This is a genomic window from Delftia sp. DLF01 (assembly GCF_014852125.1).
In the GTDB taxonomy this organism is placed as follows: Bacteria; Pseudomonadota; Gammaproteobacteria; order Burkholderiales; family Burkholderiaceae_C; genus Comamonas; species Comamonas acidovorans.
This window is the reverse complement of sequence record NZ_JACVAZ010000007.1, coordinates 225,633-246,455: the sequence shown is the minus strand read 5'-3', so window position 1 is coordinate 246,455 and position 20,823 is coordinate 225,633. Positions and strand designations below refer to the sequence as shown.

Genomic DNA, 20,823 nt, shown 5'->3' with positions numbered 1-20,823 from the left:
GCCGCCGCGGCCCCTGTATGCGATCCACACCCGACATCACCCCCCACCTCGGCTCCCTGCTGAAGTTCCGCCACGACCTGCATGCCAACCCCGAGTTGCGCTACGAGGAGCACCGCACCGGCGACAAGGTGGCGGCCTACCTGATGGCGCTGGGACTGCAGGTGCACCGCGGGCTGGGCAGGACCGGCGTGGTGGCAAGCATCCACGGCCGGGGGCGCAGCGCCGCCAACCCGGGCCGCAGCATCGGCATACGAGCCGACATGGATGCGCTGCCGGTGACGGAGCTCAACGCCTTCGGCCACGCCAGCCAGAACCCGGGCTGCATGCATGCCTGCGGCCATGACGGACACACGACCATGCTGCTGGGCGCGGCCACGCTGCTGGCGCAGCAGCCGGATTTCGATGGATCGGTGCACCTGATCTTCCAGCCCGCCGAGGAGGGCGGCGCAGGCGCCAAGGCCATGATGGAGGACGGCCTGTTCGACCGCTTCCCCTGCGAGGCCGTGTTCGCGCTGCACAACTGGCCTGCCCTGCCCGCCGGCGAGATGGCGGTGCGCGTGGGGCCCATCATGGCCTCCACGCTGCGCTTCGAGATCCGCGTGCACGGCAAGGGCGGCCACGCAGCCATGCCCCACACCACGCTGGACCCGATTCCCGTGGCCTGCGCCATCGTCGGCCAGTTGCAGACCCTGGTGTCGCGCAGCACCGATCCGCTGGACAGCGCCGTGCTCACCGTGGGCAAGATCACCAGCGGCACGGTGGAGAACATCATTCCCGACGAGGCCAGCATCTTCGGCACGGTGCGCGCCCTCAGGACCGAGACGCAGCAGATGTTCATCGAAGGCATGCAGCGCATCAGCGAGCATGTGGCAGCGGCCCATCTGTGCCGCGCCGAGTTCATTCTCAAGCCCGGCTATCCCAACACCACCAACCACGCGCACGAGGCCCGCTTCATGGCCGAGGTAATGCGCGAAGCGGTCGGCGCGGACCGCACCCACGCCGACATCCTGCCGGCCATGACGGCCGAGGACTTCGGCTTCATGCTGGAGGCCGTGCCCGGCGCCTATGGCTGGATAGGCAACGGCCCCGCCACGGGCGAGCCCGGCGTGGGCCTGCACAACCCCGGCTACGACTTCAATGACGACAACCTGGGGCGCGGCGCACGCTTCTGGGACCTGCTGGCGCGCCGCTGGCTGGAACAGTCCAGGACCTGAACGCCGTCACACGCAGGCTCTTGGGCCTGCCCTCACACGCAGGCCCTTGCGCCGGCTTTCACACGCCGGCAGGCGCCCCCAGTTGCAGGTCCACCCACTCGACCGCCGGCAGGGGCCGGCCGTAGTGGTAGCCCTGGAACAGCACGTCCTGGTTCCAGGCCCGCAGCGTGCCGGCCTGCTCTTCGGTCTCCACTCCTTCGGCCACCACGCGCAGGCGCAGGCGTCTGGCCAGCAGCAGGATCGCCTCGACCATGGCGGCATTGCCCGGCGAGGTATGGCAGTCCTGCACAAAGGACTTGTCGATCTTGAGTTCACGGAACGGCAGCCGCTGCAGATAGGCCAGCGATGAATAACCGGTGCCGAAGTCGTCCAGCCCCATTTCCACGCCCAGCAGCTGCAGCTCGGCCATGCGCTCGCGCGCCTCGTCCACATCGCGCATGACCACGCTTTCGGTGACCTCCAGCGTGAGGCGGCGCGGGTCGGCCCCGGTTGCGGCCAGGGTGCGCTTGAGCTTGTCCACCACGTCGGGCTGGCGGAACTGCCGCCAGCTGACGTTGACCGACAGCCGCCAGCCCTGCTGCACGAACTCGGGCCGCACCAGCATGCGGCAGGCCTGCTCCAGCATCCAGTCGCCCAGTTGCACGATCAGGTCCGATTCCTCGGCCACGGGAATGAAATCACCGGGCTCGACCATGCCCAGGCGCGGATGGTTCCAGCGCACCAGCACCTCGGCGCCCACACAGCGCCCCATGTGGTCCACCTGGGACTGCAGATAGGGCTGCAGCTCGCCGGCAGGAATGGCGCGGCGCAAGTCCTTTTCGATGCGAAAGCGCTTGCCCACGGCCTCGGCCATGTCGGGCTGGAAGATGACGACCTGGCCCAGCCCGGCCTGCTTGGCCTGGTGCAGGGCCACGCCCGCGCGGCGCAGCACGTCATGGCCACCGCTGTCGGTTCGCGAGGCGGCAAAGCTGGCCGCGCCAATACTGCAGCTGGCCTGCACTTCCTCGCCGGTTTCCTCCAGCCACAGCGGGCGCTCCAGCGCGTCCTGCAGCACCTGGGCCAGGGCGCGCATGTGCTGATCGACCTCGGCCGCCTCCTGGCCGGCCTTCTCCAGCAGCACGGCAAATTCGTCGGCGCCCATGCGGGCCAGCAGCACGCCGTCGGGCAGGGCATCGGCCAGGCGCAGCGCCAGCGCGCCCAGCAGCGCATCGCCACGCACCGTGCCGCGCACATCGTTGAAGGCCGTGAAGCGGTCCATGTCCAGCAGCAGCAGGCCGTGGCGCGGCTCGCCGCCCTTGCCGCCCTCGCGGAATTCGCGCGCCAGCGCGCGCAGGCGCTGGGTCAGCGACAGGCGGTTGGGCAGGCCGGTGAGCGCGTCGAAATGCGCCAGTGCATGGATCTGGCGTTCTGCGCGCATGCGCTCGGACAGGTCCTGCTTGAGCTCCACATAGTTGACGATGCTGCCGTCCGAGGCGCGTATGGGCGCCACCAGCACGGCCTCGGGCAGGTCCTCGCCCTGGCGTGTGCGGTTGGTCATCTGGCCGCGCCACAGCGCGCCCCGGCCCAGCTGGTGCAAGGCCTCTTCCCAGGCCGGCGCGTCCAGGCCCATGGTGGAGTAGCGGTGCGTGGGCTGGCCCAGGACCTCGTTGCGCGCAAAGCCGGTGCGCTGCAAAAAGGCCTCGTTCACGTAGACGATGTTCTGGTGCACGTCGGTGATGACGATGCTCTCGGGGTTCTGCTCCACGGCGCGGTAGAACTTGCGCAGATCGTCCTGGTGCTGCTCCAGCGAGCCCAGCGTGTCCTGCAGTTCCTGGGCACGGCGGATCAGGCTGCGCCTTGCCATCAGCGTGACCGTGCCCGTCAGCCCCAGCATGCCCACGAAGTACAGCATGGAGAACACGGGCGAGGTCTCGCGCTGGCCTATCCAGTCAACCCCCTCGCGGCCCGCCACCCAGAACGCGGCCATGGCCAGCACGGACAGCACCAGCATGGCCAGCGTGGTGCGCACGCCCAGCACCCAGGCGCACATGACGAGCAAGGCCGGAAAGGCCAGCACCGAGCTGCTTTGCACGCCGCCCGTGGCAGCCACCACGGTCACGGCTGCCACCCAGGTGCCCCAGACCAGAAGATTGGAGGCCAGCTTCCAGTGCCGGCGCCAGCCCAGCAGCACGGCGCCGAAGCTCACGCCGGCGGCAACCAGGTTCAGCCGCACGCTGGGCCAGGGAACGGGGTCCTGCGTCAGAAGCGCCATGGCCAGGAGCACGGTGAGGCTGGTGATCCATAGGCTGCCGACCAGAACGACCCGGCGCAGGGACAAATGGATTTCCGCCTCGACTCGATGACGCCGCATGAAAAAGCCCCAACAGAGAAAGAACACTCAACATGCTAGCGGTCGGCGCCGCCTGCGGCTGTGGTGGTTGTGCCACCGCCCCGGTCGGACGCCCTCTTGCACCAAACGGGGTATGCCGGCGCCGGCCGGCGGTGCCTCAGGGCGCGCTTTTGCGCTCGCGCGGGGGGCGCTTGCGCGCCTTGCTGGCGTCCTTGCGCGCCTGGCGCTCGGCATCGCGTTCCTGGCCCACGGCCAGCCACTGCGCGTATTCGTCGGGCGTCTCCAGCGTGATGCGGCCCAGGATTGCTCCGCGGAAATCCGTGAGCACCAGCTCGGCAGCTTTTTGCAGATTGACACGTCCGCCGCTCATCATGGCGCCGCGGCGCCGGCCGATGGCGTCCAGCAGTTCGTCGTCATGCAGGGCTGCAATGCGTTCGTTGTCCAGGCCCAGCTTGTAGCGCGCCTCCAGCAGGTCCGCGTAGTTCTTCTGCAGATAGCCCAGCAGCTCCAGCGCCACCAGTTCCTCGTCATAGGCGTTGCGGCCCACGGCGCCGCTGGCGGCCAGGTTGTAGCCGCTTTGCTCGACGATGATGCGCGGCCACAGCATGCCGGGCGTGTCCCAGAGGTAGAAATCGTCGGCCAGCACGATGCGCTGCTCCAGCTTGGTGATGCCGGCCTCGTCCCCCGTCTTGGCCTGCCGCTTGCCACTCATGGAGTTGATCAGCGTGGACTTGCCCACGTTGGGAATGCCGCAGATCAGCACGCGCATGGGCTTGGCCATGCCGCCACGGTTGGGGGCCAGCAGCTTGCAGGCCTCGATCAGCCGGCGCGTGGGCGCGGGCTCGGAAGCGTCCAGCGCAATGGCGCGCGTGTCGCTCTGGGCGTTGTACCAGTCCAGCCACAGCGGCGTGCGCGCGGCATCGGCCAGGTCCTGCTTGTTGAGCACCTGCAGGCGCGGCTTGTGGCCCGTCAGCTCCTGCAGCAGCGGGTTGCTGCTCGACCCCGGCAGGCGCGCATCCAGCACTTCGATGACCACATCGATTTCCTTGACGCGCTCGGTGATCACCTTGCGCGTGAGATTCATGTGACCGGGGAACCACTGTATGGCCATGGGATTACTTTCTGGGAAACGGGGGAACTGGCAGGGGCGCAAGGATAATTCATGGCTTGCGCAGACAGGATGGAACAGCGCGCTGCGCCCCAGCGCAAACCGCAGGCTTCATTCTTTCTTGCGAAAGCCGCAATTGTCCCCCGCTTTTACGCCCCGCCCCACTGCCTATGTCCTTGCCCGATACCCCCTCTTCCCGCTCCGCCTCGCGCAAGGCCGACATCGAACTGTTGATCAAGGGAGTGACCTGCGCCGTGATCGGCCTGGTGATTCTGCTGGCGCCGCAGTTCATGGCACCCGGGGGCATCGTGCAGATGATGGCCCAGTCGTACCTGGTCGGCTGGTTCGCCCTGCTGCTGGGCACGGCCTTCATCGTGCTGTTTGTGGTGCGCCGCAGCAAGGCGCGGCGCTGAGCATGGTGCAGGGCCCGCTGGAGCAGGCGCTGTCGCAGATCGGGCTTTGGCAGCAGCGCGCCCAGGCTGCAGGCATTGCACTGCGCCCGGCGCCGCCCCAGCCCACCAGTTGCTGCGGCCGCGGCTGCAACGGCTGCGTCTGGGAAGGCTTCTACGACGCCGTGCTGTTCTGGTGCGAGGATGCAGGCCAGGCCCTGAGCGGCGGACCTGGCTGAGGCACGGTCAGCGCAGGTTCTCGGGCGACATGTAGCGCAGGCGCCATTCCTCGAAGGACAGCGTGTCTGCGGCCTCGATGTCGCGCTGGTCCTGCACGGACTGCGCCGACCATTGCTCGAAGCGCTGCTGCTGCGCCTGGCTCCAGGGCAGGGCCAGCAGCGAATCGCGGGCCTGCTCGGAACAGGCCAGCGTGAAGCGCGAGAAGCTGTTGCCGTACTCGCCCGTCAGCTCGCCCAGCACATGGGCCGACGGCGTGCGCTCCGGATGCTCCAGGCGTTCCAGCGCCTGGGCCAGCGCGGCACTGTAATCCTGCGTGCCGTGCGTGCTGTCCAGCGCCTGGGCATAGGGGCGGCACTGGTCCAGCACTTCATGGGCCCAGTCGCGCAGCGGCACCTCGCGGCCCGCGCGCACCAGCTGCAGGCCGGGCTCGCGGCCACGCTCGGCGGTCAGGTGCTGGTTGTGCTTGAGTTCGGCGATCTCGGCCGGCGTATCGGGCGGGCTGTCGGCATTCAGGCAGTGCAGCAGGAACACGTCCAGCATGCGCATGGTGGGGGCGGCAATGCCCACATCCTCGAAGGGATCGAGGTCCATCAGGCGCACTTCCACATACTCCACGCCGCGCTCGCGCAGGGCATGCAGCGGGCGCTCGCCACGGCTGACGGTGCGCTTGGGGCGGATGGTGCCGTAGAACTCGTTCTCGATCTGCAGCAGACCCGTGCCCAGCTGGTTGTAGTCGCCGCCCGGATTGCGCACGCCCAGCATCTCGTAGGCCGGGTAGGGATGGGTCAGCGCCTCATGCAGCGAATTCGCATAGCCTTCCAGGCCGTTGTAGCTGACGTTGATGCTGGCCTGCGCATCGCTCTGGTAGCCCAGGCGGCCCATGCGCAGCGAGGTGGCATGGGGCAGGTACAGCGCCTGGCCCGTATTGCCCAGCGGCTTCAGGCCATGCTCGCGCCCCTCGACGAAACAGGGACACAGCGCGGGCGATGCGCCGTACAGATACAGCAGCACGAAGGCATGGCGCCGGAAATTGCGGATCAGCGAGAAATACTGCTCGCTGGCCACGCCGGGCAGCGACCAGTTGTAGTGGATGCCCGAGATGGTCTGCATGCGCCGGCCATAGCGATGGCCCAGGCCCATGCGGTACACGCTCTTGGAGCGGCCCGAATGCGAGGAGCCATAGCGCGCCAGCGGAATCGTCTCGTCCGTGGGCAGCTGGCAGGGCATGCTGGACGACCACAGCATCTCGCCGCCCGCATCGCGCAGGCTGCGCAGCACGAACTGGTGGATCTGCACCAGCTCGTCCAGGCATTCCTGCACGCCCAGGCGCGCGCCCGTGATCAGCTCGATCTGCGATTCGCTGTAGTCGGTGGTGATGTGCGGATGCGTGAGCGCCGAGCCCAGTGCCAGGGGATGCGGCGTCAGCGCCAGGCTGCCGGAAGGCAGCACGCGCAGGCCCTCCTTTTCTATGCCACGGCGTATGCCCTTGAGCCGCTGGGGATCGGGAACCGCCATGGATGCCTGCGATGTTTTCATTCTTGTTTACCGATTCGTTGATGGGCACCGGCCCACACGGAAACCACCAGGATTCCCGGCGGACCCGACCCGGACGCCGAATGATAGAGAAACGGCAGGAAACGCGATGGCGCCTGTCCGCTTAACCACGCGTTTTGGCCTGTTGCCCCGCATGACACCGCCGCGAGCGAAAGGAATATGTCAGAGTTCCGCCCTCACGGCCGGCCCTGCCTTGACGCCGGGCAAGGGCAGGCCGGCCAGCGGTGAAATCACTTGCCGGCCCCCGCTTCATCAACGGGCAGCGGCCATGGCCTTGCCCACCTCCAGCGTGCCCTGCGCGGCGCCGCTGGCGGGCACCTGTTCGCCGCTGCGGTCCAGCACCTGGGCCAGTTGCGCCGCCAGTTGCTCCGGAACCTGATCGCCCTGGCCCAGATACACGCCTTCGGTCAGCGTGATGAAGGCCGCCTCGAAGCCGCCCGCGCCTGCGCACAGCGTGGTACGTGTGGGCGCACTTTCGTGGGCCAGCACCAGCATGGCGGGCACCACGGCCTCGGGCTTGAGGGCGGCCAGCACGGCCTCGGGCATCAGGCCTTCGGTCATGCGGGTGGCCGCCGTGGGCGCCAGCGCATTCACATGGATGCCGTGCTTGGCGCCTTCGATGGCCAGCGTCTGCATGAGGCCGACCTGGGCCAGCTTGGCCGCGCCATAGTTGGCCTGGCCGAAGTTGCCATACAGGCCCGTGGACGAGGTGGTCATCACGATGCGCCCGTAGTTCTGCGCCTGCATGTGCGGCCACACGGCCTTGCAGCAATGCGCGGCGCCCATCAGGTGCACTTCCACCACCAGGCGGAAATCATCCATGTCCATCTTGGCGAAGCTCTTGTCGCGCAGGATGCCGGCGTTGTTGACCAGGATGTCCACGCGGCCCCAGGCATCGACGGCCTGCTGCACCATGGCCTGCACGGCCGCGAAATCGGTGACCGATGCGCCGTTGGCCAGCGCCTGGCCGCCCGCCGCGCGGATCTCGTCCACCACGGCCTGGGCCGCCGTGGCCGAGCCGCCGCTGCCATCGACCGCGCCGCCCAGATCATTGACCAGCACCTTGGCGCCGCGCGCCGCCAGCGCCAGCGCATGCAGACGCCCCAGGCCGCCGCCGGCCCCCGTCACGATGGCCACGCGGCCTTCAAACTCAATCGCCATGGAGATGCTCCCTTTGTTGCATTGGATGCCGGCTCCGCCCGCCGGATGGCTAGGCGCCGGTCACCCGGGAATGTAGACGGACGCCGCCTTCATGCCGGTTGCCCAAGCGACTGCGGCAGGGCCGCCAGCCTTGTCCCCACCATTGCGTGACAAGCCTGTGGACAACCATGTGCTGGCGCGGGACTGGTGATCCAAGCGTTTGTTTTGAATGGATTTTTTTCTTTTGCCTATTTTTTAATCAAATCCACAAGTCGTCTGCCCGACTTATCCCGTCTCTCCCTGAACAATCTTGTGAACAACTTTCATAGCGGGCGGGATAAGCCACACAAGTCATTGATTCAAAAGGAAAACATGCAATCCGCTTAAAAAACAGGCAGAAGACCCCGGATTTACGGGCCGCGTCCCGCTTATCCACCGCACAACCCGCATGTACGCATTTACCCCCATTCGTACTGGACAAGCATGTGGACAAGCGGCTGCAACGGCCTGATTTCGCGGTTAAGTCATTGATTTGAAATACAAGCCCTGCGATTGATTAAAAAACAGGCAAACGGCGCAATTCCGGACCTGTGCCGACCTGCTCCGTATCGCATACAAATGCAGGCTCGGCAGATCCCATCCAAAGCAGACGCCCATGAGCCAGGACTCCCCCGCCTCCTCCCCTTTTTCCCCGCCCTTCTTCACCGCCCGCCTCACGCCCAGCGGCCTGCAGGTCGATGCCTGGGCCGACCAGCCGCTGTTGCATTCGCTGGAGCAAGGCGGCGTGGACTGGCCCAGTTCCTGCCGCAACGGCACCTGCCGCACCTGCATCGGGCAGTTGGTCTCGGGCAGCGTGCGCTACGAGATCGAATGGCCGGGCGTGACGCGCGAGGAACGGGCCGAGGGCTGCGTGCTGCCCTGCATCGCCTATCCCGAAGGCGATGTGGTGCTGCAGGACCCCGGCCCCTGAATCCGGCCAAAGCCCGCGCCGCCTGCGGCCGATGGCCGCTGGAATAGAATGTGCGCTTTCGCAAGGTCATTCCGGGTCATGCCGATTGCCGACAGCGGCTGCGCCGCGCCACACGTTCTTTGGAAGCCCACTTCTGACGCCTGCCAGGCCGAGGGAGCCGGCGCGTGTGCCGCGCCCCGTCCGCACGACCCGGCTCCTCCAGAAGGCACTCCATGAACAACTCCACGTCCCCCGTGCCCATCTCGCCGGTGGAAGACATCATTGCCGACATGCGCGCGGGCCGCATGGTCATCCTCGTCGATGAGGAAGACCGCGAGAACGAAGGCGACCTGGTGCTGGCCGCCGACCATGTCACCCCCGAGGCGATCAACTTCATGGCGCGCTTCGGCCGCGGCCTGATCTGCCTGACGCTCACGCGCGAGCGCTGCGAATACCTGAAGCTGCCGCCCATGGCCGCGCGCAACGGCACCGTGTACAGCACGGCCTTCACCGTCTCCATCGAAGCGGCCGAGGGCGTGACCACCGGCATCTCCGCCGCCGACCGCGCGCGCACCGTGCAGGCCGCCGTGGCCAAGGACTCCAAGCCCACGGATCTGGTCCAGCCCGGCCATATCTTCCCGCTGCAGGCCGTCGACGGCGGCGTTCTCATGCGCGCCGGCCACACCGAGGCCGGCTGCGACTTCGCCGCCCTGGCCGGCTGCAGCCCCGCCGCCGTGATCTGCGAGATCATGAAGGACGACGGCACCATGGCCCGCCTGCCCGACCTGCAGCTGTTCGCTGCCGAGCACGGCCTGAAGATCGGCACCATTGCCGACCTGATCCAGTACCGCAGCCGCAACGAATCCCTGCTCAGCAAGGTCGGCACGCGCCCGCTGCAGACGGCGCATGGCGAGTTCATCGCCCATGCCTTCCGCGACCTGCCCAGCCAATCCGTGCACCTGGCCCTGGTCAAGGGCCAGTGGGAAGCCGACACCCCCGTGCCCGTGCGCGTGCATGAGCCGCTGTCCGTGCTGGACGCGCTGGAGACCGGCCGCACCCTGCACTCCTGGAGCCTGGACTCCAGCCTCGAATACATCGCCCGCCAGGGCCACGGCGTGGCCGTGCTGCTCAACTGCGGCGAAACCGGCGACCAGCTGATGGCCCAGTTCGACGGCAGCGCCCGTGCCGCCCAGGCCCCCGAGCGCGGCCGCATGGACCTGCGCACCTATGGCGTGGGCGCGCAGATCCTGCGCGAATGCGGCGTGCAGCGCATGCAGCTCATGGGCCAGCCGCGCCGCCTGCCCAGCATGGCCGGCTACGGCCTCGAAATCAGCGGCTACATCCCCAAGGAATAAGAAATGTTGAACGCAGAAAAGGGCCAGGCCCAGAACCTCGACGGCGCGCAGCTGCGCGTCGGCATCGTCCAGGCCCGCTTCAATGAAAGCATCACCAACAGCCTGACCCAGGCCTGCCGCGAAGAGCTGCTGGCCCTGGGCGTGCAGGCCGGAAACATCGACCACGTCACCGTGCCCGGCGCCCTGGAAGTGCCCGTGGCGCTGCAGGCGATGGCCGAGTCCGACCGGTACGACGCCCTGGTGGCGCTGGGCTGCATCATCCGTGGGGAGACATACCACTTCGAGCTGGTGGCCAACGAATCGGGCGCGGGTGTCACGCGCCTGGCCCTGGACTACCAGTTGCCGATCGCCAACGCGATCATCACCACCGAGAACACGGAGCAGGCCATCGCGCGCCAGACCGAAAAGGGACGCGACGCGGCCCGGGTCGCCGTGGAGATGGCCAACCTGCTCCAAACCATAGCCCGAACATGAGCGACGAACAATCCACACCGGCCTCGGGCCGCCCTCCCCGCCAAAGCCGCGGCGGCCTGACCAGCACCGGCGCGCGCAAGGCCGCCTCCAAGTCCAACCGCAGCCGCGCGCGTGAATTCGCGCTGCAGGCGCTGTACCAGCACCTGGTGGGCGGCAACGACGTGGAGGCCATCGACCGCTTCACGCGCGACCTGTCCGGCTTTCACAAGGCCGACTCGGTGCACTACGACGCGCTGCTGCGCGGCTGCATCAACTCCCAGGTGGACCTGGACGCGCTGATCGCCCCCAAGCTGGACCGCACCATGGCCGAGATCTCGCCCATCGAGCACGCCAGCATGTGGATCGGCGTGTATGAATTCCAGCACTGCCCCGACGTGCCCTGGCGCGTGGTGCTCAACGAGTGCATCGAGCTGGCCAAGGAATTCGGCGGCACCGACGGCCACAAATACGTGAACGCCGTGCTCAACGGCCTGGCGCCCACGCTGCGCGCGGCCGAAGTCGAGCATGACCGTGCGGGCAAGGGCTCCGCGCCCGCGCAGCCCGCCGCCAAGGCAGACACGGCCACCGACGCGGCAGCAGATGCCGCCACGGACGCAGCAGCAGACGACGCTGCCGACCAGGCCGCCGGCTGACGCCGCGCCTCGGGTCTTCGGGGCACAGGCCCCGCCGCATCCGGCCATCCATGGCCCGCCCGCGCCTGCCGGGCGCGGGCGCCTCTTCCAGGATTTCACCCGTCATGAAGTTTTCGACCCGCGCCGACCGCATTGAGCCCTTTTACGTGATGGAGATCGCCAAGGCGGCGCAGGAGATGGCGCGCGGCTGCGCGGACAGCGACACGCCGATGATCTTCCTGAACATCGGCGAGCCCGACTTCACCGCGCCCCCGCTGGTGCAGGAGGCCGCAGCGCGCGCCGTGCAGGACGGCGCCACGCAGTACACGCCGGCCCTGGGCCTGCCCCAGCTGCGCGAGCGCATCAGCCACTGGTATGCGCAGCGCTTCGGCGTGGATGTGCCGGCGCGGCGCATCGTGGTCACGGCCGGCGCCTCGGCCGCACTGCAGCTGGCCTGCCTGGCCACCATCGACGCGGGCGACGAAATCCTCATGCCCGACCCCAGCTATCCCTGCAACCGCCACTTCGTGAGCGCAGCCGAAGGCCGGGCCGTGATGGTGCCGACCACGGCGGCCGAACGCTACCAGTTGAGCGCCGACAAGGTCGAGTCCGCCTGGAACGAGCACACGCGCGGCGTGCTGCTGGCATCGCCCTCCAATCCCACCGGCACCTCGATTGCGCCGGCCGAGCTGCGCCGCATCCTCGACGTGGTGCGCGCCCGGGGCGGGCTGACCATCATCGACGAGATCTACCTGGGCCTGTCGCATGACGACGCCTTCGGCCAGACCGCGCTGGCGCTGGGCGAGGACGTGATCAGCATCAACAGCTTCAGCAAGTACTTCAACATGACGGGCTGGCGCCTGGGCTGGATGGTGGTGCCCGAGGCCATGGTGCCCGTGGTCGAGCGCGTGGCGCAGAACCTCTTCATCTGCGCCAGCACCGTCTCGCAGCGCGCCGCCCTGGCCTGCTTCGAGCCCGAGTCCATTGCCGAGTACGAGCGCCGCCGCGCCGAATTCAAGGCCCGGCGCGACTTCTTCATCCCTGCGCTCGAGGCCCTGGGCCTGCCCGTGCCCGTGCAGCCCGACGGCGCCTTCTACGCCTGGGCCGACTGCCGTGCCGCTGCCGCCAGGCTCGGCGTCCAGGGCAGCTGGGACTTTGCCTACGCCGTCATGGAGCGTGCCCACCTGGCCATCACGCCGGGCCGCGACTTCGGCACGTTCGAGACCGCCGACTTCGTGCGCTTTTCCACGGCCAACTCCATGGAACAGCTGCAGGAGGCCGTGCGCCGCCTGCAGCGCCTGCTGGCCTGAGGGCCGCCGCACATGGCCTTCGAATTTCCCATCCGCGTTTACTGGGAGGACACCGATGCCGGCGGCATCGTGTTCTACGCCAACTATCTGAAGTTCTTCGAGCGTGCCCGCACCGAGTGGCTGCGCGCCCTGGGCATAGGCCAGCAGCAGTTGCGGGAACAAACGGGCGGCATGTTTGTCGTAACCCAGGCCCAGCTGCAATACCTGCGGGCAGCCCGGCTCGATGACCAACTCCTTGTTACCGCCGAGCTGCAAAGCAGCGGGCGCGCTTCGCTGACAATACGGCAGCAGGCGCTGCTGGCATCCGCCGGCGATGGCAATGCGCCGCCGCCCCTGTTGTGCGAAGGCACGATCCGCATTGGATGGGTGGATGGCTCGACCATGCGCCCCGCAAGAATTCCGAACCGCATCCTGGAGCAACTCTCATGAACTCCCATGACATGTCCATACTCAGCCTCGTGCTGCAGGCCAGCTGGGTCGTGCAGCTGGTCATGCTGATCCTCGTGGGCGCCTCGGTGGCCAGCTGGGCCACCATCTTCCGCAAGTCGCAGACCTTGAAGCGCGTGCGCTCGCTCAACGACGGCTTCGAGCAGGACTTCTGGTCGGGCACCAGCCTCAACGATCTCTATGCCTCGGCCGCTCACCATGCCAAGCAGGGCGGTCCCATGGAACGCATCTTCGCCAGCGGCATGCGCGAGTACCAGAAGCTGCGCGAGCGCCGCATCGCCGATGTGAACCAGTTGATGGACGGCACCCGCCGCGCCATGCGCGCCAGCTTCCAGCGCGAGATGGACGAGGTCGAGTCGGGCCTGTCCTTCCTGGGCACCGTGGGCTCGGTCTCTCCCTACATCGGCCTGTTTGGCACCGTCTGGGGCGTGATGCACGCCTTCACCGGCTTTGCCAACATGGAGCAGATCACGCTGGCCACCGTGGCCCCCGGCATTGCCGAGGCGCTGGTGGCCACGGCCATGGGCCTGTTCGCCGCCATCCCGGCCGTCACGGCCTACAACCGCTATGCCCACCAGATCGACCGCGTGGCCAGCCAGCAGGAAACCTTCATCGAAGAGTTCTCCAACATCCTGCAGCGCAACGTGGGTGCGACCGGCTCCAGCACCCCGTCCGGCCATTGAAGTCGCTCAAAGCCAGCAAGGAGTGAGCACATGCCCGCAGTAGCCTCGCGCGGCGGCCGCAGCCGCCGCACCGTCAACGAGATCAACATGGTGCCCTTCATCGACGTGATGCTGGTGCTGCTCATCATCTTCATGGTGACGGCCCCCATGCTCACGCCGGGCTCCATCAACGTGCCCAGCGCCGGCAAGGCCGCGCGCACGCCCCCGAAGCGCGCCGACGTGATGATCGACAAGGACGGCGGCATCCGCATCAAGGCCGGCAGCACCGACAAGACCGTCACGCTCAAGGAGCTGGGCGCAGCCGCCAGGAGCTGGCAGGACCAGCAAAGCGACGACAGCGCCGTGCTGATTTCGGCGGACAAGAAGCTGCCCTTCGAGACCGTGATGGCCGCCATGTCCGAGCTTCAGGCGGCCGGCGTCAAGCGCGTGGCCTTCGGCGTCAAGTCCTCCCAGTAAGCAGCGCCGCCCGCCTTCGACTCCATGCCCAACCTGCAAGACCACGACCAGTTCGCACCGCCGCGCACGCGCGGCCGCACGCGCTCGTGGGCCCTGGCCGTGGCCGCGCACGGGCTGCTTGTGGCCGCCATGCTGTGGACCGTGCGCCCCCCGAAGCAGGCCGACGAGCCCATGGTCGAGGCCGAGTTCTGGTCCACGGCCGCACCCGCTCCCGCCCTGCCCGTGCCTGCGCCACCGCCGCCACCTGCACCCGAGCCTGTTCCCCAGCCGCCACCGCCGCCGCCCGCGCCCGTGATTGCACCGCCCCCACCTCCCAAGCCGCAGGCCGTGGACGACGACCACGAGGCCGAGATCGCGCTGGAGAAGAAGCGCAAGATCGAGCAGCAAAAGAAGGAGCGCGCCGAACAGGCCGCCCGTGAGCAGCGCGAGAAGGAACGCCAGGAGCGCCTGGACAAGGAAAAGGCCGACAAGGCGGCCAAGGACAAGGCCGAGCGAGAAAAAGCCGAAAAGGCCGAGAAGGACCGCCGCGACAAGCTCGAGCAGCAGAAAAAGGACAAGGCCGAGCAGGACCGCAAGGACCGCCTGGAGCAGCAAAAGAAGGACAAGGCCGAAAAGGAAAAGGCGGACAAGGAAAAAGCCGCCAAGGACAAGGCCGAGCGCGAGAAAGCCGAGAAGGCCGACAAGGAAAAGGCCGCCAAGGCCGAAGCCGAGAAGAAGGCCGCCGAGGACAAGCGCAAGAAGGAACAGGCTGCCAAGGAAGCCCGCGAGGCCAAGGAAGCCGAGGCACGCCGCCTGGAAAACATCCGCCGCATGCAGGGCCTGGCCGGCAGCGGCGGCTCGGCCGGCGAAGGCGCAGGCGGCAGCAAGAGCGGTGGCTCGGGCAGCTCGGCGGGAGGCCCCTCGGCCGGCTATGGCGCCAAGGTGGCCGCGCGCGTCAAGCCCAACATCGTCTATCCAGACGCCATCAGCGGCAACCCGCGGGCCGAGGTGCGCGTGCGCACCGCGCCCGATGGCACCATCACCGGCGCCACCATTGCCAAGTCCAGCGGCAACAAGGCCTGGGACGATGCCGTCATCCGCGCGCTGCAAAAGACCGAGACGCTGCCGCGCGACATCGATGGCCGCGTGCCTTCGGACCTGGTCATCGGATTCCGCCCGCAGGACTGAACGGGCACAGGCCCTTCATCAAAAAGCCCCGCCGGTACCTGCCTGCGGGGCTTTTTCCATCTTGCGTTGTATGCAATCCGCCACGCGCCTGCGACTTCGCTTGCGGCACCGGCCGCTTGTCCCTAGCATCCCCGTCTTTGCCGCATTCGCGGCCCCCGTCCACCATCGCAAAGGAGAGAACCCATGTCCCATTCGACACGTCCCTTTGCAGTCGTGCACGCTTGAAGCCCTAGCGCCTCCAGGCCACGCTGCAGACCTGATTCCCGGCCCCGCAAGAGGCCCGGCTTTCGGCTGCGCGTGCGCTTTTCCTGATGCCTGTCCATCGAGCTTGCGGCGACTGCCCATTGCGCATTCCGCATCTGCCGGAATGTGCCCCAAGCACTCGATCGAAAGCCATTCATGGGCAATTCCCTTTCGGACACCTACATTGAGGTGTTCGCCAACCGCGGCGTCTGGATTGAAGACGCCGCCATCCAACAACTTCAAACAACGGCCCGCAACCTGGCCGGCATGCGCGCAGCCGTGGGCCTGCCCGACCTGCACCCGGGCCGGGGCTACCCGGTAGGGGCGGCCTTCTTTTCCGTGGGCCGCTTCTACCCGGCCCTGGTCGGCGGCGACATCGGCTGCGGCATGTCGCTGTACAGCACGGAGCTTGCGGCGCACAAGACCTCGGCCCCCAAGCTGGAAAAGGCGGTGGGCAACATCGACGGCCCCCTGCCCCAGGAACTGCTGGACGCCGTGGACATGCAGCAGCTGGAGCACATCGCCCAGGCCAGCGGCGTGGCCGACCTGGCGTATCTGCAGGACAGCCTGGGCACCATTGGCGGCGGCAACCACTTTGCCGAACTGCAGGTGGTGGACACGCTGTACGAGGACGGCGCGCTCGACAGGAAACGCGTGCACCTCATGGTGCACAGCGGCTCGCGCGGGCTGGGGGGCGCCATCCTGCGCGCCCATGTGGAGGCCTTCAGCCACGACGGCCTGGCCGCCAGCAGCGATGCCGCCACGCAGTACCTGCGCCAGCACGCGGCCGCCATCGCCTTCGCCCAACTGAACCGCGCCAGCATTGCGGCACGCCTGCTGCGCGCCCTGCGCACGCGCGGCCAGGCCCTGCTGGACATCACCCACAACCACGTGATCGCCCACCACTGGCGCGGCGAGGATGGCTTTTTGCACCGCAAGGGCGCCACGCCGGCCGACCAGGGGCTTGTGGTGATTCCGGGTTCGCGCGGCGACTACAGCTATCTTGTGCGGCCCGTGGCCGGGCGTGACGAGGCGCTGCACTCGCTGGCACACGGCGCGGGCCGCAAGTGGGCACGCACCGATTGCATGGGCCGCCTGCGCCCGCGCTTCACGCTGGACGAGCTGCTGCGCACAAAATTCGGCAGCGCCGTGGTCTGCGCCGACCGCGAACTGGTCTACGAGGAGGCCCCCCAGGCCTACAAGGACGTGGACTCCGTGGTCGCCAGCCTGCAGGAAGCCGGCCTGGTGCAACTGGTGGCGCGGCTGCGCCCCCTGCTGACCTACAAGAAGGGAGCCATGCAATGCTGCTGATCCAGCTGACCGCATCCCACGGCCCCGCCGAGTGCGAGCACGCCGTGCGCCTGACCCTGCGCGAGCTGCTGCGCGACTGCGCCGCCAGCGGCATCGCAGTGGACGTGCTGGAGGAAACGCCCACGCCGGCCGGCTACAAGTCCGTGCTGCTGCGCTGCGAGGGCGACACCGGCCCGCTTCACGGCACGCTGGGCGCCTGGCTGGGCACCATCCAGTGGGTCTTCGACAGTCCCCTGCGGCCCCACCACCCGCGCAGGAACTGGTTTGTTGCCGTGCAGAAGTGCGAGCCGCCCCGGCAATTGCCGGCAGACGGCGAAATCGTCTTCCAGGCCTGCAAGGCCTCGGGCAAGGGCGGCCAGCATGTCAACACCACGGACTCCGCCGTCCATGCCCTGCATGTGCCCAGCGGGATCTCGGTGAAGGTCATGAGCGAGCGCAGCCAGCACGCCAACAAGCGGCTGGCGCGCGAGCTGCTGGCCCTGAAGCTGGCGCGCCTCAACGCGCAGGGCGAGGGCCAGGCCCGGCGCACGCGCAGCCAGCAGCACTGGGAGGTGGAGCGCGGCAGCCCCGTGAAGGTGTTCCGCGCCTGAACGCCCGGGACTAACCCCTGGCGCACATGTAGATGCCCAGGGCCAGCAGGCCCAGCATCAGCACGCGCTTGAAAACCTGGGGCGACAGCGACTGGCGCAGCCGCTCGCCCCAGGCCATGCCGGCCAGGGCGGGCAGCAGCATCAGTGCGGAAACCAGGGCCGTGGCTCCCCAGCCCGTCCAGGACGAAGCGGCATGGCCCGGCCCCTGCGCCAGCGCCATGCCCGCGCCCAGCGCCAGCGTGGACACCGTGAAGCACAGGCCCATGGCCTGCATCAGCGCCTGCCGGCCCAGCGCCAGCGATTGCAAAAAGGCCACTGCCGGCACCACGAACACGCCGGTCAGCGCCGTGATCCAGCCCGTCAACAGACCACACAACAGACCCAGCCAGGCCTGATGCCTCTGCGGCAACTGCAGGCCCGGCCCCCACAGGCCCCACAGGGCATACACAACCAGGGCCACGCCCAGCGCCGTGCGCGCCACGGCGGCCTCGCCCACCGGGCCCCACCACAGCATGCCGCCCACCGTGCCCGCGACAATGCCCAGCTGCATCCAGCCCAGGCGCCGCAGCAAAGGCCGCAGCGATGGCATGGGCCGCATCTGCACCACATTGGTCACCAGGGACGGCAGCAGCAGCCAGGCCGCCGCCTGCCCGGCCGGCATGAACAGCGCCAGCAGCGCCATGGACACCGTGGGCAGGCCCAGGCCCACCACTCCCTTGACGACACCGGCCAGCCCGAACACGGCCAACGCCGCCGCCAGCACCCACCACGCATCCCACATCACGGCCACCCTGCACTTTCACTGACCTGGCTCAGGCCCTTCCTGAACCTCATGGCGCCATGCTCGTGCACCAACAAAGGGATCACAATCGGGAATCTTCAAACCAAGGCTCAGGCATGGCCTGATCCTTCAGCACCACAGGCCATGCGATTCGACCTCACCGACCTGCAGCTGTTCGTCCATATCCTCGACTGCGGCACGCTCACGGCGGCGGCCGGGCGCTCGCACATGACGCTGGCCTCGGCCAGCGAGCGCGTGCGCGGCATGGAGGCGCAACTGGGCTGCGCCCTGCTCGCTCGCCAGGCGCGCGGCGTGCGGCCCACGGCGGCCGGCCACACGCTGGGCCAGCATGCGCGCAGCGTGCTGGCACAGATGCAGCGCCTGCGCGGCGACATGGCCGAGTACGGCGCGGGCCTGGCCGGGCATGTGCGCGTATGCGGCAACACCTCGGCCGTGAGCGAGCACCTGCCGCTGGCCGTGGCCGGATTCCTGCGCGGCCATCCGCGCGTGGCGCTGGAGTTGCAGGAATGCCGCAGCGCCGAAGTGCTGGACCGGCTGCGCCAGGGCCTGTGCGACATCGGCGTGGCCAGCGATGCCCAGGACCTGCGCGGCCTGCAGGCCGCGCCCTGGCGCCCCGACCCGCTGGTGGCCGTGCTGCCGCGCGGCCACCGCCTGGCCCGGCGCAAGCGGCTGGCCTTGCAGGACCTGCTGACCGAAGACTGGGTAGGCCTGCCGCACGATGCCGCCCTGCAGGTGCTGGTGCGCCAGCAGGCCGCCTTGCTGGGAGGGCCGTCGGAAGGGCAGTTGCGCTGGCGCGCCCAACTGCAGCACCTGGACAGCATCTGCCAGCTGGTGGGCCAGGGCGTGGGTGTGGCCGTCATGCCCGCCGCCGCCGCGCAGCGCCTGGCCCCGGCCAGCGGCGCCCGCGCCGTGCCCTTGAGCGATGCCTGGGCCCGACGCCAGCTGCTGCTGTGCACGGCCCGGGAAGACCAGTTGCCCGCCCATGCAAGGCAGTTGCTGGTGCATCTGAAGGGACTGGGCCTGGCGGAGCCATAGCGAACCGTGTTGGAAAGCGCGATGCGGGACAATACGGGGATCATGACCCTCAAAGCCCCCGAACTGCTGCTGCCGGCCGGCTCGCTCGACAAGATGCGTGCGGCCTACGACTTTGGCGCCGACGCCATCTACGCCGGGCAACCCCGCTACAGCCTGCGCGCACGCAACAACGAATTCCGCCTCGAACAGATCGCCCAGGGCATCTCCGAGGCGCATGCGCGGGGCAAGAAATTCTTCGTCACCAGCAACCTGATCGCCCACAACGACAAGGTGCGCACCTATATCCGCGACATCGAGCCCGTGATCGAGTGCAAGCCCGACGCGCTGATCATGGCCGACCCCGGCCTGATCATGATGGTCAAGGAAAAGTGGCCCGAGACCGAGGTCCATCTCTCGGTGCAGGCCAACACCACCAACTGGGCCACGGTGAAGTTCTGGCAGAAGGCCGGCGTCTCGCGCATCATCCTGTCGCGCGAGCTGTCGCTGGACGAGATCGAGAAGATCCGCCAGGAATGCCCGGACATGGAGATCGAGGTCTTCGTGCACGGCGCGCTGTGCATCGCCTACTCGGGCCGCTGCCTGCTGTCGGGCTACTTCAACCGGCGCGATCCCAACCAGGGCACCTGCACCAATGCCTGCCGCTGGGACTACAAGACGCATGACGCGGCCGTGGATCCCAATACCGGCGAGGCCCTGGCCCAGACCATGGAGCAGGACTTCAGCTTCGAGAAGGCCCGCGAGGAAGCCGACAGCCAGTTCACCAGCACCTGCGGCGACGGCGCGCGCCACCCCAAGGCCGAGCAGGTCTACCTGCTGGAGGAAAAGGGCCGCCCCGGCGAGCTGATGCCCATCATGGAAGACGAGCACGGCACCTACATCATGAACTCCAAGGACCTGCGCGCCGTGGAGCATGTGGAGCGCCTGGTGAAGATCGGCGTGGACTCGCTCAAGATCGAGGGCCGCACCAAGAGCCTGTACTACGTGGCCCGCACGGCCCAGGTCTACCGCCGCGCCATCGACGATGCTGTGGCCGGCCGCCCCTTCAACCCGCACCTGATCACCGAGCTCGAAGGCCTGGCCAACCGTGGCTACACGGGCGGCCTGCTGGAGCGCCGTCCCTCGCAGGACTACCAGAACTACGAGACCGGCCACTCGGTGCTGCAGCGCAGCCACTTCGTGGGCGAGGTGCGCAGCTATGCCGACGGCATGGCCGAGGTGGAGACCAAGAACCGCTTCTCGGTGGGCGATACGCTGGAGATCATCCACCCGCAGGGCAACCGCCAGGTGCTGCTGGAGAAGATGTTCAACCTCGAAGGCGAACCCGTTCAGGTCGCCCAGGGCAACCCGATCCGCGTGCGCATTCCGCTGGATGCGCCGGCCGAGGGTGCGCTGATCTCGCGCCTGCTGTGAAGCCGG

At 68.2% G+C, this 20,823-nt stretch carries 21 protein-coding genes; 16 read left to right on the top strand and 5 right to left on the bottom strand.

What is annotated here, in order from left to right; all coding sequences use genetic code 11:
- Positions 1-17: 17 nt before the first annotated feature.
- Positions 18-1,214 (top strand): M20 aminoacylase family protein, encoded by a 1,197-nt coding sequence (locus tag IB269_RS28360; protein ID WP_099752081.1) that lies wholly within the window; start codon positions 18-20, stop codon positions 1,212-1,214.
- Positions 1,215-1,272: 58 nt separating this feature from the next.
- Here the strand turns inward: IB269_RS28360 and IB269_RS28355 are convergent, their stop codons facing one another.
- Complete coding sequence (locus IB269_RS28355; RefSeq protein WP_063326740.1) at positions 1,273-3,564, bottom strand: putative bifunctional diguanylate cyclase/phosphodiesterase; 2,292 nt, start codon at positions 3,562-3,564, stop codon at positions 1,273-1,275.
- Between the two features lie 136 nt (positions 3,565-3,700).
- Entirely contained in the window at positions 3,701-4,654 is a 954-nt protein-coding gene (gene ylqF, locus IB269_RS28350) for a ribosome biogenesis GTPase YlqF (protein ID WP_012204393.1), read from the bottom strand.
- A 167-nt stretch (positions 4,655-4,821) separates the two neighbouring features.
- Here ylqF and IB269_RS28345 point away from each other — a divergent pair, with 167 nt between their 5' ends.
- Both IB269_RS28345 and IB269_RS28340 read left to right on the top strand, forming a co-directional pair.
- Positions 4,822-5,064 carry a hypothetical protein gene (locus tag IB269_RS28345; protein WP_043823769.1) on the top strand — a complete coding sequence of 81 codons (243 nt, stop codon included), beginning with the start codon at positions 4,822-4,824 and terminating at the stop codon, positions 5,062-5,064.
- Positions 5,065-5,066: 2 nt separating this feature from the next.
- Complete coding sequence (locus IB269_RS28340) at positions 5,067-5,279, top strand: oxidoreductase-like domain-containing protein (protein WP_012204391.1); 213 nt, start codon at positions 5,067-5,069, stop codon at positions 5,277-5,279.
- A 7-nt stretch (positions 5,280-5,286) separates the two neighbouring features.
- Here the strand turns inward: IB269_RS28340 and gshA are convergent, their stop codons facing one another.
- Both gshA and IB269_RS28330 read right to left on the bottom strand, forming a co-directional pair.
- Positions 5,287-6,816: a glutamate--cysteine ligase gene (gene gshA / locus IB269_RS28335; RefSeq protein ID WP_192368886.1), complete on the bottom strand. Its 1,530-nt coding sequence runs from the start codon at positions 6,814-6,816 to the stop codon at positions 5,287-5,289.
- Positions 6,817-7,086: 270 nt separating this feature from the next.
- Entirely contained in the window at positions 7,087-7,995 is a 909-nt protein-coding gene (locus IB269_RS28330) for an SDR family NAD(P)-dependent oxidoreductase (RefSeq protein WP_013803405.1), read from the bottom strand.
- 634 nt (positions 7,996-8,629) lie between these two features.
- On the opposite strand from IB269_RS28330, the gene IB269_RS28325 reads away from it, so the two are divergent.
- From IB269_RS28325 to prfH, 11 genes are all read left to right on the top strand, one after another.
- Entirely contained in the window at positions 8,630-8,944 is a 315-nt protein-coding gene (locus IB269_RS28325) for a 2Fe-2S iron-sulfur cluster-binding protein (RefSeq protein ID WP_016450460.1), read from the top strand.
- Between the two features lie 212 nt (positions 8,945-9,156).
- A complete protein-coding gene (gene ribBA / locus IB269_RS28320) occupies positions 9,157-10,278 on the top strand; it encodes a bifunctional 3,4-dihydroxy-2-butanone-4-phosphate synthase/GTP cyclohydrolase II (protein ID WP_013803408.1) in 1,122 nt (373 codons plus the stop codon).
- 3 nt (positions 10,279-10,281) lie between these two features.
- A complete protein-coding gene (ribH, locus tag IB269_RS28315; RefSeq protein WP_012204386.1) occupies positions 10,282-10,752 on the top strand; it encodes a 6,7-dimethyl-8-ribityllumazine synthase in 471 nt (156 codons plus the stop codon).
- Entirely contained in the window at positions 10,749-11,384 is a 636-nt protein-coding gene (nusB, locus tag IB269_RS28310; protein ID WP_013803409.1) for a transcription antitermination factor NusB, read from the top strand. Before ribH ends, nusB begins: the two co-directional genes overlap by 4 nt.
- Before the next feature lie 104 nt (positions 11,385-11,488).
- Complete coding sequence (locus tag IB269_RS28305; protein WP_192368885.1) at positions 11,489-12,673, top strand: pyridoxal phosphate-dependent aminotransferase; 1,185 nt, start codon at positions 11,489-11,491, stop codon at positions 12,671-12,673.
- 12 nt (positions 12,674-12,685) lie between these two features.
- Entirely contained in the window at positions 12,686-13,102 is a 417-nt protein-coding gene (gene ybgC / locus IB269_RS28300) for a tol-pal system-associated acyl-CoA thioesterase (RefSeq protein WP_016450455.1), read from the top strand.
- Positions 13,099-13,803, top strand: a complete 705-nt coding sequence (tolQ, locus tag IB269_RS28295) for a protein TolQ (protein WP_012204382.1) — start codon at positions 13,099-13,101, stop codon at positions 13,801-13,803. The genes ybgC and tolQ overlap by 4 nt, the downstream gene beginning before the upstream one ends.
- Before the next feature lie 30 nt (positions 13,804-13,833).
- The gene (locus tag IB269_RS28290) at positions 13,834-14,259 is read left to right on the top strand and encodes an ExbD/TolR family protein (RefSeq protein WP_047218593.1); all 426 of its coding nucleotides are present in this window, start codon (positions 13,834-13,836) and stop codon (positions 14,257-14,259) included.
- 24 nt (positions 14,260-14,283) lie between these two features.
- Entirely contained in the window at positions 14,284-15,426 is a 1,143-nt protein-coding gene (gene tolA, locus IB269_RS28285; RefSeq protein WP_192368884.1) for a cell envelope integrity protein TolA, read from the top strand.
- A gap of 399 nt (positions 15,427-15,825) precedes the next feature.
- A complete protein-coding gene (locus IB269_RS28280; RefSeq protein WP_096915725.1) occupies positions 15,826-16,980 on the top strand; it encodes an RNA ligase RtcB family protein in 1,155 nt (384 codons plus the stop codon).
- Positions 16,971-17,570 (top strand): peptide chain release factor H, encoded by a 600-nt coding sequence (gene prfH / locus IB269_RS28275; RefSeq protein ID WP_123692252.1) that lies wholly within the window; start codon positions 16,971-16,973, stop codon positions 17,568-17,570. The genes IB269_RS28280 and prfH overlap by 10 nt, the downstream gene beginning before the upstream one ends.
- Before the next feature lie 10 nt (positions 17,571-17,580).
- On the opposite strand, the gene IB269_RS28270 is transcribed toward prfH, so the two are convergent.
- On the bottom strand, positions 17,581-18,351 hold the full coding sequence (locus tag IB269_RS28270; protein ID WP_192368916.1) for a sulfite exporter TauE/SafE family protein: 771 nt from the start codon (positions 18,349-18,351) through the stop codon (positions 17,581-17,583).
- A gap of 144 nt (positions 18,352-18,495) precedes the next feature.
- On the opposite strand from IB269_RS28270, the gene IB269_RS28265 reads away from it, so the two are divergent.
- Complete coding sequence (locus tag IB269_RS28265) at positions 18,496-19,407, top strand: LysR family transcriptional regulator (protein ID WP_192368883.1); 912 nt, start codon at positions 18,496-18,498, stop codon at positions 19,405-19,407.
- A gap of 21 nt (positions 19,408-19,428) precedes the next feature.
- On the top strand, positions 19,429-20,817 hold the full coding sequence (gene yegQ, locus IB269_RS28260; RefSeq protein ID WP_097202939.1) for a tRNA 5-hydroxyuridine modification protein YegQ: 1,389 nt from the start codon (positions 19,429-19,431) through the stop codon (positions 20,815-20,817).
- The last annotated feature ends 6 nt before the right edge of the window (positions 20,818-20,823 follow it).